The organism is Fodinibius sp. GM21, from assembly GCF_058386955.1.
Genome location: NZ_JBYEIQ010000003.1, coordinates 12,169 through 27,355 on the forward strand (window position 1 = coordinate 12,169; position 15,187 = coordinate 27,355).

12 protein-coding genes are annotated in these 15,187 nt (G+C 43.1%); 10 read left to right on the forward strand and 2 right to left on the reverse strand.

Annotated features, from left to right (window positions below; translation table 11 throughout):
* Positions 1-17: 17 nt before the first annotated feature.
* From ACT3IB_RS07245 to ACT3IB_RS07255, 3 genes are read left to right on the forward strand one after another with little or no spacing between them, the layout of a single operon-like run.
* Positions 18-1,127: a type III polyketide synthase gene (locus ACT3IB_RS07245; RefSeq protein WP_491538335.1), complete on the forward strand. Its 1,110-nt coding sequence runs from the start codon at positions 18-20 to the stop codon at positions 1,125-1,127.
* Positions 1,127-1,822, forward strand: a complete 696-nt coding sequence (locus ACT3IB_RS07250) for a class I SAM-dependent methyltransferase (RefSeq protein ID WP_491538336.1) — start codon at positions 1,127-1,129, stop codon at positions 1,820-1,822. Before ACT3IB_RS07245 ends, ACT3IB_RS07250 begins: the two co-directional genes overlap by 1 nt.
* Positions 1,815-2,981, forward strand: coding sequence for an FAD-dependent oxidoreductase (locus ACT3IB_RS07255; RefSeq protein WP_491538337.1), 1,167 nt, complete (start codon positions 1,815-1,817; stop codon positions 2,979-2,981). Before ACT3IB_RS07250 ends, ACT3IB_RS07255 begins: the two co-directional genes overlap by 8 nt.
* A 7-nt stretch (positions 2,982-2,988) precedes the next feature.
* On the opposite strand, the gene ACT3IB_RS07260 is transcribed toward ACT3IB_RS07255, so the two are convergent.
* Both ACT3IB_RS07260 and acnA read right to left on the reverse strand, forming a co-directional pair.
* Positions 2,989-4,161, reverse strand: a complete 1,173-nt coding sequence (locus ACT3IB_RS07260; protein ID WP_491538338.1) for a GAF domain-containing protein — start codon at positions 4,159-4,161, stop codon at positions 2,989-2,991.
* A gap of 170 nt (positions 4,162-4,331) precedes the next feature.
* Positions 4,332-7,052 (reverse strand): aconitate hydratase AcnA, encoded by a 2,721-nt coding sequence (gene acnA / locus ACT3IB_RS07265; RefSeq protein ID WP_491538339.1) that lies wholly within the window; start codon positions 7,050-7,052, stop codon positions 4,332-4,334.
* 268 nt (positions 7,053-7,320) lie between these two features.
* Here acnA and rplM point away from each other — a divergent pair, with 268 nt between their 5' ends.
* From rplM to smc, 7 genes are all read left to right on the forward strand, one after another.
* Positions 7,321-7,764: a 50S ribosomal protein L13 gene (gene rplM, locus ACT3IB_RS07270; RefSeq protein ID WP_491538340.1), complete on the forward strand. Its 444-nt coding sequence runs from the start codon at positions 7,321-7,323 to the stop codon at positions 7,762-7,764.
* Positions 7,765-7,770: 6 nt separating this feature from the next.
* Entirely contained in the window at positions 7,771-8,157 is a 387-nt protein-coding gene (rpsI, locus tag ACT3IB_RS07275) for a 30S ribosomal protein S9 (protein WP_095606209.1), read from the forward strand.
* Between the two features lie 150 nt (positions 8,158-8,307).
* Positions 8,308-9,153, forward strand: coding sequence for a 30S ribosomal protein S2 (gene rpsB / locus ACT3IB_RS07280; protein WP_491538341.1), 846 nt, complete (start codon positions 8,308-8,310; stop codon positions 9,151-9,153).
* 58 nt (positions 9,154-9,211) lie between these two features.
* A complete protein-coding gene (gene tsf / locus ACT3IB_RS07285) occupies positions 9,212-10,045 on the forward strand; it encodes a translation elongation factor Ts (protein ID WP_491538342.1) in 834 nt (277 codons plus the stop codon).
* A 121-nt stretch (positions 10,046-10,166) separates the two neighbouring features.
* Entirely contained in the window at positions 10,167-10,892 is a 726-nt protein-coding gene (gene pyrH / locus ACT3IB_RS07290; RefSeq protein ID WP_491538343.1) for a UMP kinase, read from the forward strand.
* A gap of 66 nt (positions 10,893-10,958) precedes the next feature.
* Positions 10,959-11,528, forward strand: a complete 570-nt coding sequence (gene frr, locus ACT3IB_RS07295; protein WP_491538344.1) for a ribosome recycling factor — start codon at positions 10,959-10,961, stop codon at positions 11,526-11,528.
* Positions 11,529-11,601: 73 nt separating this feature from the next.
* Complete coding sequence (smc, locus tag ACT3IB_RS07300; RefSeq protein ID WP_491538345.1) at positions 11,602-15,123, forward strand: chromosome segregation protein SMC; 3,522 nt, start codon at positions 11,602-11,604, stop codon at positions 15,121-15,123.
* Positions 15,124-15,187: the final 64 nt, after the last annotated feature.

Below are 15,187 nucleotides of genomic sequence, written 5' to 3' on the forward strand. Positions count from 1 at the left end.
TTTTAACATGGCGGTAGATGACAACGTACATCCAAAATATCTCTACGGTAGTTCCTGAACGGTCGTATGATCAAAACTTTTTGCGCGACCGAATGAAAGAATATATCAGCGACAAAGAAATTACACAGCGCATTATTCATCGCATTTATTCCAAATCAGGAATTAACAAGCGTCACACTGTTATTCCCGATTTTAATGCCAATGGTGATCCCCGATTTTTCTTTCAGGAGGATGGCACCCTGAGCGTACCTTCCACCGGAGATCGGAATGAACTTTATACCCGTAAAGCAAAAGAGCTTTTTGTGGAAACGGCTCGGCAAACTATTGCTGACAATCCATCCGTGGGTCGCGATGATATTACCCATGTCATTACCGTTTCATGCACCGGATTTTTTGCTCCTGAACCCGGATTTGAAATCATCCAACAATTGGGACTACCAACGTCCACTCAACGCTTTCATCTTGGCTTTATGGGATGTTTTGCCGCCTTTCCCGCTATGAAAATGGCTAAATCTTTTTGTGAGTCCCAGCCAAATGCAAACGTACTCATCGTTTGTCTTGAACTTTGCACTCTCCACCTTCAACCCTCCGAAGTTGCCGATAATTTGATTTCAGCATCTGTCTTTGCTGACGGCGCGGCCGGAACCATTATTAATAGCAAAAAACCTCAAGCTAACAACAGCTTCGAACTGACCCAGTTTGCTACTTCCATCGCTCAAGATAGTGAAAAAGATATGGCATGGACCATCGGCGATACCGGTTTTGATATGGTGTTATCTACTTATGTACCCGATATCATCAAATCCAACCTGGCGCAATCAATAGAACCCTTGCTTGAAGATTATCAACTTACAGCCGGTGATATTAGCCACTGGGCACTCCATCCCGGCGGGCGTGCAATCCTGGATAAAGTACAGCAAAGTTTCGGGCTTAGTGAGAAACAAATCTCCCCGTCTCGAAATGTTTTAGCTAATTACGGAAATATGAGCAGTGCTACCATCTTATTTGTACTGAAAGATTTACTAAGTCGTCCGGCTTCAAAAAAGCAGGAGTCGGTTCTGGCAATGGCATTTGGCCCGGGATTAACTATTGAGAGCGGACTTCTTGAAAAGATTCAAGCAAATTGATGCCCCTGTTTTTATCTAAGCGAGATATCGAAAGCCAGGAACGCATGGATAGTCCTGTTTGTGATCTGGTAGAGCTCCAAAATACCTATCGTCAATTTGGACGAGTTAATGGCTGGATTTCGCAATGGGGCTATATCTACAAATCTGAAATGCGTCCTCACCTACAGCAAAACTCCCAAAATTCACTTCTGGATATCGGATTTGGAGGCGGCGATATACCAATTGCATTGGCTCGGTGGGCTGCAGAAGATGGATTTAATCTCTCCATCACGGCCATAGATCCTGATCCACGAGCCATCAATTTTGTGTCCCAGCTTAATTATCCTCCAAACATAGCGTTTTTGCAGTGCGACATTTCCCAATTGAATCCCTCAGAAGAAAAGTTTGATTTCGTAATTTCAAATCACCTTATCCATCATCTCGAAAAAAAAGAGCTGCTTGGCATTTTAAAACAAGCTCGTGCACTAAGCACGACTTCTGTTATTTTTAACGATATTCATCGCAGCGACTGGGCTTATCTTCTATTCAATATATTCTCTCGTCCTATTTTTCGCAGTTCTTTCATTACTGAAGATGGTCTCACTTCCATCAAGCGAAGCTACACTAAAAGAGAATTACAGAAAATTGTCCCTCAGGATTGGTCTGCAAAAAAACTGTTCCCTTTTCGACTGTTATTGACCTACAATCATGAATAACATATCACAGACATATCAGGTTGTGATCGTAGGCGGTGGACCCGTGGGACTTTATTTGGGCTTGTGCCTCGAGCAAGCAGATATTTCGTACATCATTCTTGAAAAAAGATCAGCACCGCGTCCCGGCTCTCGATCGCTGGGAATTCATCCTGTTTCGCTGGAGTTATTTGAACAGCTGAAAATTGCCGGCAATTTTATTCGGGATGGTATTAAAATTCAGCGAGGACACGCTTTTGTAAATACTGAAAAACTGGGGGAACTTTCTTTTCAACATTGTCCAAAACCGTTCAACTTTATTTTATCTCTACCACAACAACGAACCGAGGCGTTGCTCGAACAAGCCTTGAAGCAACGAAATCCTGAGGCATTGCTCCGCAACGCAGAGGTTCATACCATAATTGAACATAACCAATACGTGGAGGTTAATTTTGAGCGCAACGGGGAGATGCATACTGTCGAGGCAAAATATGCGGTAGGCTGTGATGGGAAAAATAGCTTGGTTCGCAGGCGGACGGGAATTTCTTTTAAAGGATTCCGGTATCCCGATACCTATATCATGGGCGATTTTGCCGATAACACCCAATTTGGCTCTGATGCAGCCATTTTTCTATGTGATGAAGGACTAATTGAGTCTTTTCCATTACCTAATAATCACCGCCGATGGGTCGTTAAAACAACTGATTATATTGATGACGTTTCAAAAGAACAGCTGACCTCGAGCGTTTTTAATAGAATTGGTCATTCACTGAGCGGAATCCAACATACCATGCTCAGCAGCTTTGGCGTACAAAGACTCATTGCTGATTGTATGGTGAAAAATCGGATTATTTTAGTCGGAGATGCCGCGCATGTCGTAAGTCCCATAGGCGGACAGGGAATGAACCTGGGCTGGCTCGATGCCCGAGACCTGGCAAATACATTACCCCAGGTATTAGCCAAAAACCTCCAGAAAGATGCAATACTGAATCAGTACCGAAAAAGAAGGGAGCATGCCGCTAAAAATGCTATTCGAAGAGCAGAGATCAATATGAAATTGGGTAGAAAAATCAGGAGACCGTATGTTCGAAAAAAATTAGTCTCCCTGATGTTAAAACCTCCAATCGCTCAATGTATGGCGAATATTTTTTCAATGCGTGGGATTGAACGGTGGCCTTTTTAAACTATTCTTATTTTTCGAAACGAATCAAAAAGGTAGTTCCATTTCCTTGTTGTATATCGATATCTGCTTCAAGTCTGCGGATGAGGACATCAATTAACCATCCGCCAACAGAGCCCGATTCTGTAATGGAAAAATCCTCTCCTATGCCGGCTCCATTATCAGAAACCTTGAATTCAATCATTCCATTATCTAATTCATTGAGCTCGATAACAATCTTGGGATCATCGATATCCTCATCAAAAGCATGTTTATAGCAATTAACCAGCAATTCATTGAGAAGTAATCCACAGCTCATGGCCCGGTCTGTATCCAGAGAAACATCATCAGCTTTAACAATTATTCTCACATCTTGGGAGGAATGGGAAAGCGTTTCAGAAATTTTCTTTGACAGGCGTTCAACATATAACTTTAGCTTAATCTCACTCCCGGGCTTATTGTTATACAGAAAATCATGCACTTCTGTCATCGACTTGATGCGTGTCATCGTTTTCTGCAACGCTTCTTTGGCCACCTTATCTTCAATATCAGGCAACTCCAGCTCAATTAGAGCTGTTATTGTGGACAAGTTATTTTTTAACCGATGATGCACCTCCGTCAAAAGCAAATCCCGCTCTTCGAGTTTATTTTGAACTTCCTGCAGCTCTCTGGTTCGTTCAATAGCCAATGCCACATGATCTGCCAGTGCCTCAAACACAGGGATATCCCGATCACTAAAATTACCTTCGCGCTTGTTTATAGCCTGTAATACTCCGATCACTTTTTTATTGCTGTCTCGAAGAGGTACACATATTATATTTTCGCTCGTGAATTCTTCAGATATGTCACCGGCAAATAGATCGCTTTTGGTTACATCATTTGAATAGAATGGTTTTCCATTTCTAACAACCCAACCACTAATACCCTTATCCTTTTTAATTCTTTTACCTTTAACCTCTCTTCTTACCGGACCCGTAGGCATACTCACAATCAACTCACCGGTATCTTCATCCAATAACATTAAGGAGCCAGCTTCTGTATTCATAACGTTTTGCACAACTTCCACACTCTCTCGCAAAACAGTTCGAAGCTTAACAGCCCTATTAACGCTACTGATATTTTTCAGTAGAATTTGAAGACTACTGCTCGTTTTTTCGTCATATGCTATTTTTCCAGCTATTTTGTCTCTTTTAAGTGATGACATTTTAATCCTCGAAAACCCGATTGACTTTTTTTAGCTCTCTTACCTTATCTATTTAATACTTTTTGAGCTTTTTTAAAAACATATACAACAATTACACTCCTGCAACAATAAAAAAGCCCGGATTCTAAACGAATCCGGGCTTCTATATTTTGTATCTGGATTTAACGATACTAATTCTTCTGGGCTTGTTCAGCTCGATAATACTCTCGCAACACGTAATGCAGAATTCCACCATTGCGATAGTAATCTACTTCAACAGGAGTATCAATGCGGCAGATCGTTTCAAAAGAAATCGTCTCACCGTTTTCTTTTTTGGCGTCAACTTTCACCATCTGTTGTGCTTCAAGCTCATCATCCAAATGGATATCGAACTCTTCGGAACCATCAAGCCCAAGTGTATCAGCTGATTCTCCATCTTTAAATTGCAACGGAAGAACACCCATTCCAACAAGGTTAGAACGGTGAATCCGTTCGTAAGAGGTAGCAATTACCGCTTCAACACCCAACAGAATCGTACCTTTTGCAGCCCAGTCTCGGGATGAACCCGTACCGTACTGGTCTCCAGCCAATGCAACCAACGGCGTATCGTTTTCTTTATACCGCATAGCCGCATCGTAGATGGTCGTAATCTCATCTTCGGGAAAGTATTTGGTATAACCACCCTCTTTGCCCGGTGCCAACTGATTTTTAAATCGCACATTGGCAAACGTTCCGCGCGTCATCACACGATCGTTACCACGGCGCGATCCATAGGAGTTGAAATCTTTCGGATCCACACCATGCTCAATAAGATACTTTCCAGCAGGACTGTCTTTTGGAATATTACCGGCCGGCGAAATATGATCGGTAGTAATAGAGTCACCAACTTTTACCAAGGCCCGTGCTCCGTTAATTGAGGTAATGGGATCGGGATCTTCACCCATATCCATGAAGAACGGGGGTTCTTGGATATAAGTAGATTCATCCTTCCACTCATAAAGTTCTCCTCCACCAACGGGAATTTCATCCCATTCTTCGGATTTGAAGATGTCTCCGTATTGCTTTTCAAAAAGCTCAGGGCGAATAGCGTTATCGAGGTGCTCGGCAATTTCTTCGGATGTTGGCCAGATATCTTTGAGATATACATCGTTGCCATCCTTGTCTTTGCCAAGTGGTTCGTTCTCCAAATCAATATCTACCGTACCGGCCAATGCATAAGCTACGACCAGCGGCGGCGAAGCCAGGTAATTAGCTTTCACATAGGGATGGATACGTCCTTCAAAATTTCGGTTACCTGAAAGCACTCCTGCTACAATTAGGTCACCTTCTTTAACTGCATTTTCAACGGCCTGTGGCAACGGTCCTGAATTACCGATACAGGTTGTACATCCATAGCCCACCAAGTTAAAGCCAAGGCGATCCATATAATCCGTAAGTCCGGCTTCTTCAAGATAATCCGTAACTACACGAGATCCCGGCGCCAAGGAAGTTTTAACATAGGGAGGAACTTCCAAGCCTTTTTCAAAGGCTTTCTTCGCAACAATTCCAGCGCCCAACATCACACTTGGATTCGAGGTGTTGGTACAGGAGGTGATAGCAGCAATGACAACATCACCATGCTTCATCTCAATCTCCTGACCATTTTTAAACGTGCCTTTGTTTGCCAGCTTTTCCTGCGCCAGGTTAAACCCCATAGTAGGATCATCACTGGTCAGGCTGCTCTCAAACGTTTTTTTCATATTGGGCAACGCAATGCGGTCGTGCGGTAGCTTGGGACCGGCCAACGATGTTTCAACATCCCCAAGATCAAGTTCAAGGGTATCCGTAAATTCAGGATCAGGGGTATTATCCGTTCGGTATAGTCCCTGCTCCTTCATGTAGCGCTCAACCATTTCTACATGCTCAGGATCACGTCCGGTACGACGCATATATCGCATCGCCTCATCATCCATCGGGAAGAAGCCCATCGTAGCTCCATATTCCGGAGACATATTTGCAATTGTAGCACGATCGGGCAGACTCATATTAGTAAGCCCATCACCGTAAAATTCTACAAATTTTCCAACCACACCGTGCTTGCGCAGCATCTGCGTTACAGTCAGCGTCAAGTCGGTTGCCGTAATCCCTTCACGAAGCTTACCGGTCAGCTTCATTCCCACAACTTCGGGCACAAGCATATAAATAGGTTGTCCCAACATGGCTGCCTCAGCTTCAATACCGCCAACGCCCCAGCCCAAAATACCAAGGCCGTTAATCATTGTCGTATGCGAATCGGTACCTACCAGCGTATCCGGATACACAACCCTTGTTCCGTCATCTTCTTCTCGACTGAATGCTCCCTTTGCAAGGTATTCAAGATTTACCTGGTGGACGATACCACGTCCCGGAGGAACAACCCTAAAGTTGTCAAACGACTTTTGTCCCCATTTCAGGAATTCATATCGCTCCCGATTTCGTTCAAACTCTTTTTCTACGTTATGCATAAACGCATATTCCTGACCAAACTCATCAACCTGTACCGAGTGGTCAATAACCAGATCTACCGGTACCTGAGGATTGATGGACGTAGGATTACCTCCCATGCGCTCCATGGCAGAACGCAGCGCCGCCAAATCAACAATAGCCGGAACGCCCGTAAAATCCTGCAGTACAACCCGCGAAGGCTTAAAGGGGATTTCACCCTCGGGATTTTTTGCCTTGTAATTTGCCAGCACTTCCACGTCATCATCTGTAACAACATAACCATCGTGCTCTCTAAGAACCGACTCCAGTAAAACACGAATTGTAAAGGGGAGCTCACTTATATTACCGTATCCAAGCTCTTCCAGTTTTTTCAAACTATACAGGTGCGCTTGGCCAGCTCCTGTATCGAATGGGATTTTAGTCTGCGAAAATGTATTCTCTTTACTCATGGGATCTTGATTGTCCTTTTTCAACTTTACTTGACCTAATTTTAGGAAGTCTTTCTATAGCTGAAAGGTACAATTAATTTTTAAGAATATCTTATCTTAAACCCCAGAATTTTCTGTCGTAATACATTAGTTTCTATACCGATATGCCCCTTATTTTAAGTCCCAAATGATGCTTAGAAAATATTCATAACTTCACCGTTGCAAATGGATATAAATAAGCCTATTTTTCGAGACTTCACATAAAAGCAATTATAAACAAGTTTTAACCGTGGATACTAACAGTTACAAGACCTACTCCCCTAAACCGAGTGATATCGAAAAAAATTGGGTTCTTGTTGATGCCGAAGATCAGGCGCTCGGAAGAGTTGCTTCCAAAGTAGCAAGTCTACTTAGAGGGAAGCATAAGCCTAACTTCGCTCCTCACATGGATACCGGTGACAATGTTGTAGTAATTAATGCCAGCAAAGTTAGTCTGAGTGGCAAGAAGTTACAACAGAAAGAATATTTCCGTTATTCCGGATACCCCGGCAGTGAGCGTTTTACTTCGGCAGAAGAAATGCTGGACCACAATCCTGAATTGGTTATTGAAAAAGCTGTGAAAGGAATGTTGCCAAAGAATAAGTTAGGCGACAAGCTTATGACCAATATTCGGATTTATGCCGGTCCGGTTCATGAACAAGAAGCACAACAACCAGAAAAAATCGAGCTTTAATCACGAATGGAACAGAAAAACTTCATCGGAAGAAGAAAGACTTCTACTGCGCGACTCTATATTCAACCAGGTTCAGGTGAGTTTGTTGTAAACAAACGACCTCTGGATGAATATTTTTGCACTCAAGCACATCGTAACATTGCCAAGCTTCCGCTTGACGTTACCGAATCTGACGGACAGTTTGATATTTTAGTGAACGTAAGCGGCGGTGGTATTACCGGTCAATCCGGGGCCATCCAACATGCTTTGGCTCGCGCTCTTGATGATCACAACGAAGAGTGGCACGATGTATTGAAAGCACATGATCTGCTAACACGTGATGATCGTATGGTAGAACGTAAGAAGTACGGTCAACCTGGTGCTCGTAAGAAGTTCCAGTTCTCCAAGCGTTAATAGATCGCGCTTATACGTTTTCTTTTTCCAGACACATAAAATTCAATCACACATATGCAGCTACTCAGTGCGCCGAGTGTCCCGACATCAGTTGGGATTAGCGCCGGGGATGATCTGCATAGAGGACTAACTCAAAAATAAATTTAACCTATGCCTACTACACCTGACTTAGAAGAACTATTGAAATCCGGTGCCCACTTTGGTCACCTTACCCGCCGATGGAATCCCAAAATGAAGGAATTTATCTTCATGGAACGCAACGGGATTCACATTATCGACCTCAAAAAGACACAGAAATTTTTCCAGGAAGCACTGGATGAAGTTACCAAGCTTGCCCGTGCCGGAAAATCCATCCTTTTTGTAGGGACTAAGAAGCAAGCTCAAGATATTGTAAGAACAGAGGCTATTCGATGCGGAATGCCTTATGTTACTCACCGTTGGTTAGGAGGAATGATGACCAACTTCAGTACCGTTAAAAAAAGCATCTCTCGCATGGAAGAAATCGACCGTATGAGTAAAGACGGTACGTTTGAGGAGCTCACCAAGAAAGAAGCTTTAATGCTTGAGCGTGAATATGAAAAGCTTGAGGATACCTTGGGCGGTATTGCCAACATGGGACATCTTCCTGGTGCAATCTTTGTGGTTGATACAACCAAAGAGGATATTGCCGTAAACGAAGCGGTTAAACTTAATATCCCCCTTATTGCAATGGTTGATACCAACAGTGATCCCGATACTCCGGATTATATTATTCCTTGCAATGATGATTCTGCTCGCAGTATACAGCTTGTCACTTCTAAAATTGCCGATGCCATAATTGAAGGCAACGCCGAGCGTGAAGCCCAAAGTGAAGAGCAAATTATGGATCAAGCTACGGAAGAGGCACGCAAAGCTGAAGAGCAGCAGGTAAAAGAAAAAACCAAGGCTACGGGTAAGCGCCGTAAACGTCGCAAGAAAAAAGATACCGGTGACGACTCTTCAAACGAAGAAGAGTAAAACGGCCATACTATCCTTTTAAACTTAGAACAACAATTTAAATAGCGTAACTCGAACAATGAGTATTTCTGCAAAAGACGTAAAAGAACTACGCGAACAGACCGGGGCCGGTATGATGGATTGCAAGAAGGCCCTCCAAGAAGCTGACGGCGATTTTGAAAAAGCAACTGAAATCCTTCGCAAAAAGGGACAACAACTTTCTGAAAAGCGCTCTGATCGTGAAGCTAATCAAGGCTTGATTGTGACGCGAGTAAGCGATGACGGAAGCAAAGCCGCAGCACTCGAGATTAACTGCGAAACGGACTTTGTTGCTCGTAATGATGATTTCCAAAATCGTACGCAACAGTTTTTAGACATTGTATTCGAAAACCAAATTGATTCGGTTAGTGAACTTCTTGAAACCGAACATGATGGACTTACGATTGCCGACCACGTAAAAGATATGGTTGGTAAAATCGGTGAAAAGATTAAAATCAATCGTGTACTTTATACTGAAACGGATGGATTCTTCATCTCATATATCCACCCCGGTAACCAACTCGGTGTATTAGTTGAGTTTGAAGGGGATGTTGAAGATCCTGAAATCGGTAAAGATGTGGCCATGCAGATTGCAGCCATGAATCCGCTTGCGGTAACGCGAGAAGGCGTTGACAGCTCAATTGTTGAGAAAGAACTCGAAATCGCCAAAGATCAGCTTCTTGAAGAAGGGAAATCGGAAGAGATTGCTGAAAAAGCATCGCAAGGTAAATTGCGGCGCTTTTACGAAGAACGTGTTCTTCTGGAACAAAAGTTTGTGAAGGACAACAGTCTCTCTGTCGAGGAGTATCTCAAAAATAATGATACTCCGCTGGTTAAGTCGTTTCATCGACTCCAGCTCGGCGATGACTCGTAATCATTTTGATTCGCAAAAAAGGCTACCAATTCGGTAGCCTTTTTTTTATGCTTAAGAGATTATAAGATTGATCAGATCGAATTAAAAAGACAGTCAATTCAATAATTAACTAGGGTAAAAAGTGAACAGCAAATATCATCGGATTTTATTAAAAGTAAGCGGAGAAGCACTTTTAGGTAAACAGGGCCACGGCATTGACGGAGATATTCTTACTCAGTACTCTGAGGAGATAAAGTCAATTCATGACGAAGGATTTGAGGTTTCTGTCGTTGTTGGAGGAGGAAATATCTTTAGAGGGGTCAAAGGCGCTACGGAAGGTATGGATCGCGTTCAGGGAGATTATATGGGCATGCTTGCCACGATGATTAACAGTATGGCCCTCCAGGATTCTTTGGAACAAATGGGAGTACAAACGCGCCTGATGTCGGCTATTCGAATGGAGGAAATCGCTGAGCCCTATATTCGTCGTCGTGCCACCCGACACCTTGAAAAAGGACGGGTTGTGATTTTTGGCGCCGGCACCGGTAATCCCTACTTCACAACCGATACCGCTGCCTCACTTCGCGCAATTGAAATTGAAGCCGATGTTATCCTCAAAGGGACCCGCGTTGACGGTATTTTTGATTCCGATCCGGAAATTAATCCCGATGCAGAAAAGTTTCCAACCATTACCGGCGAAGAAGTTCTCAGTCGCCAGCTGGATATCATGGATTTAACAGCCTTCACCCTTTGTCGAGAAAACAAAACACCCATTATTGTTTTTGATATGAACAAAGTTGGAAACCTGAAAAAAGTCTTGCAGGAAGATGCCTCAGTGGGATCAAAGGTGGTTTGGGAAGATTCGTAGATTTCTTAAATTCATTTTGATCAAATAATAGCATCATCAAAAAGAATTAAATAACACGCGAATATTATGATACCACCAGAGTTAGAGCCTATTATCAAATCTGCCGACAAAAAAATGGATCAGGCTGTTGCACACTATAAAAAGGAATTGTCTCATATTCGCGCCGGCAAGGCTCAGCCTTCGATACTTGATGGCGTAAAGGTTGATTATTATGGGTCACAAACTCCTTTAAATCAATTGGCTAACGTCAGTGCTCCCGAAGCCCGTCTCCTTACCGTAGAACCATTTGATAAATCTGCGATGGAAGACATTGAAAAGGCTATTATGTCTGCCGGACTGGGATTAAATCCTAATAACGATGGAAATATCATTCGTATCCCCTTGCCAATACTTTCGGAAGAACGCCGTAAAGAACTTGTCAAGCGTGTAAATGAACTGGCAGAAGAAGCACGTATTTCTATCCGAAACACTCGTCGTGATGCAAACGATGAGGTTAAAAAGAAGGTACAGGAAGAATCACTTCCTGAAGATTCTCGATACGAGGCCGAAGACGAAATTCAGAAATTAACCGATCAGCACACTGAAAAAGTGGAAGATCTTTCTGAGAAGAAGGAAAAAGAGATAATGACCGTGTAATTGGTTAATGGTTTATTAGTTATTGGTTTTTGCTACTTACCAATAACAAATAACCTTATAACAAATCTAATAGATGTATATATCCGAACTTGAACTTCAGGGATTCAAGAGTTTTGCCTATAAAACCAATGTCTCTTTTGACAAAGGCATAACAGCAATTGTAGGACCCAACGGCTGCGGCAAATCCAATATTGTTGATGCCATGCGATGGGTCCTTGGCGAACAGCGCCCTACCCTGCTCCGCTCTTCAAGCATGTCGAACGTTATCTTTAACGGGACAGCCAAGAAAAATGCATTGGGCATGGCGGAGGTCTATCTTACGTTTGTCAACAACAAGGGGCTGCTTCCTACCGAATATAACGAGGTTACCATTGGGCGACGCCTGTATCGATCGGGAGAAAGTGAGTACCTGATCAACGGAACTACCTGCCGGCTTAAGGATATTACCGATTTATTTATGGATACCGGGATGAGTTCCGATGCCTACTCGGTCATTGAGCTGAAGATGGTCGAAGAAATTCTTAATGATAAAAACAACGATCGGCGTCGACTTTTCGAGGAAGCCGCAGGGGTCACCCGATATAAGGAAAAACGTAAGAAAACATTTCGCAAGCTTGACGAAACCCAAGCTGATCTGCAACGCGTTGAAGATATCTTGGTTGAGGTTCGCAAAAAAACCAATTCTCTCGAAAAGCAGGCCGAAAAAGCTCAAAAGGCAAAGAAATATAAAGAAGAGTTAGAACATCTCGACAAGGCATTAAACAAGCATGAATACCGTAAGATAAAAGAAGAACTTGAGCCGCTTGAGGAACGTATTGACAATGCAGACAAAGAAAAGAAAGAGATTGTTGCCAAAGCCGAAAAACTGGAAGAAGAAGCCGAGGATGCTCGAAAAGCGTTAAATGAAAAAGAACGTCAACAATCTGAAGCACAACGACGAGTAAGCCAACTCAATTCTAAAATTAGGGATACCGAAACATCTCTCGAGATTACGCAGGAGAAGATCTCAAACGAAGAAAACGTAATTGAACAATACACCAGTGATATTGAGCAGAGCGAAAAGGATCTGGAGGATCTCCGGGAAGCCTTTGAAAGCAGTAAAAAGAAACTGGAAACATTCGATGACGATCTCGAAAAGGCCGAAAAAAATCTTGCAGAATCCAAAGAGCGCTACTCCGAAATTCAACAACAATATAATAAAGAGCAAGAAAAACTAGACCAACTCGAAAAAGACTTTTCGCAGGCAAACCAAGATCTTAACGACCTGCAGACCAAGCGTATCAAAATTGAATCGCGTCTTGAAAACACCGAAGGTGATTTGGTTCGCATCCGTGAAGAAATTGAAGATCTCGAAGATGAGATCATGAATTTTCGAGGCGAGAAAAAGCTGGCTGAAGAAAAGCTGCAGAAGGCAAAATCAGAGCGAGACACACAACAGGAAATATTGCAGTCTGCCAAGGAACAGCGCGAACAGCTTAGCGAAAAACGAAATACTCTCAAGGATCAGATTCGCAGACACCAAAGTAAACTCGACTCCGTTCAGTCTGAGATCGAACTCCTGCAGGATATTGCAAACTCCAATGAAGCTTTTCCGAGTAGCGTACAGTTTCTGTTAGAAAATCATACCGACCAGTTTTCCCAGATAGACGTCGTATCGAATGTACTTTCGACGGATGAAAAACACGCAGTAGCTCTTGAAGCGGTCTTGTCGGATGCACTTAATTATGTGGTAGTTGATACCCTTGCTGATGCCCGTAAAGCCGCCGCAATACTTAAAGAAAATGACAAAGGCCGGGCAACATTTATACCTCTGAACCAACTTTCCGACTCGTATCATACGACTTCCGGCTCTCTTGCCAATGAGGTTGATACGAAATCGAAGTTCAGTGCTTTGAAGGAGCTGCTTCTTGGCAATGTTCGTGTTTTCGACACTGTTGATGAAGCTTATTCTTCGCTTCAAAACAACAGTCACACAGGGGTAACATTTGACGGCGAAGTAATCACTAATACACAATTTTTAAAGAGCGGAAGCAAAAGCAAAAATGCCGGCATCCGTGTTGGTTTAAAAGATAAAATTGCCAAGCTGGAAGATAAGGCCGGTTCTATCAGCAGTAAGATTCAATCATCAGAAGATCAGCTCGAGGAAGTTCAACAGCGATATGAGGCTATTGATCTGAATGAGATTGAGCAGGAACTTAAAGAGAAAGAGAAGCACGTCCGTAAAATTGAAAATAACATCAATAGCTTTGAGCACAAAATTGAGATCTATCAGAAAAATATCGGTGAGCTCGAAAATCGACGCAAGTCGTTAATTGATAACGAAGATTCCTCGCAACAACAGCTCGATGAACTGCAACCCAAACAAAAGGCGTTGCAACAAAAACTCAAGAATCTGCACGAACAGCAGGAGGAGAAAAAGAAAACACTACAAAAACTTGATGAAGAACGCTCGATAGCTCAAAGTCGATACAACGATGCACAGCTGAAGCATCAGGATCTGAAAAACAAAGTTGAGAATCACGAGCGAGACATTAAACGAGCACAAGAAGGGATTAAAAACCTAAAGAAACGGCTCAAAATTCGCTCGGAGAAGACCGAAGAATCCAAAGAACGCATCGATAAGTACCAGTCGACCATTGAGCAGCTTAAAGACGAGCTCAACACGCTTAAAGAGAAAAAACAGGAGGCAGACAAACAGCTTGAACAAGCCGAGGAAGCTTCTGGCAAGCAACGTGGACGCATCAATGAAATTGAGAAAGATCTAAAGGAAGTTCGACGACGCAAGGAAGTGAATATGGAGCTCGTCCACCACCTTGCAATGTCGAAGGAAAAGTACGAAATGCAGATCGAAAATCTCTCTGATCATATCTGGGAAACCTACGGCGTACTGATGGATCAGATCGACAAAAGACTGCCCGAAGATACCGAGCCCGACGAAGCCAAAGAACGTATTGCCTGGCTGCGACAGAAGCTCAATAAAATCGGTGAAGTCAATCCGTTAGCCATCGAAGAGTACGAAGAGGAAAAAGAACGGCTCGATTTTTATGAAGAGCAGGTCGGCGACTTACACCAGGCTGCTGAGGAGCTTCAGGAAACAATCAACGAGATTAACAAAACGGCCATTGAGCGGTTTAATAAAACGTTTGAAAAAATCCGGGTTAATTTTCAAAAGGTATTCCATACGCTGTTTAATGAGGATGATTACTGCGATCTTGTAATTGACGAGGAGGCAGAAGATCCTCTTGATGCCAGCATAGAAATCAAGGCCAATCCCAAGGGCAAACGCCCCTCTACCATCAACCAGCTTTCGGGGGGAGAAAAAACGCTTACGGCCATTGCCCTTCTTTTTGCAATATATCTTGTTAAACCCTCTCCGTTCTGTGTTCTTGATGAGGTTGACGCCCCATTGGATGATGCCAACATCGAGCGTTTTGCAGACATGATTCGCAATTTCAGCGAAGAAACCCAGTTTATCATCATCACCCATAATAAAAAGACCATGAGCAAAGCAGAGATGATGTACGGCGTAACCATGCCGGAAACAGGCATCAGTCGTCTCGTAGGTGTTAAGCTGGATGAAGTTGCTGAAGTTTAAAATATTTCACTCACCGATATAGACAGTCCACTACTCCCTTCATTACTCCTTCCTTACTGTGATC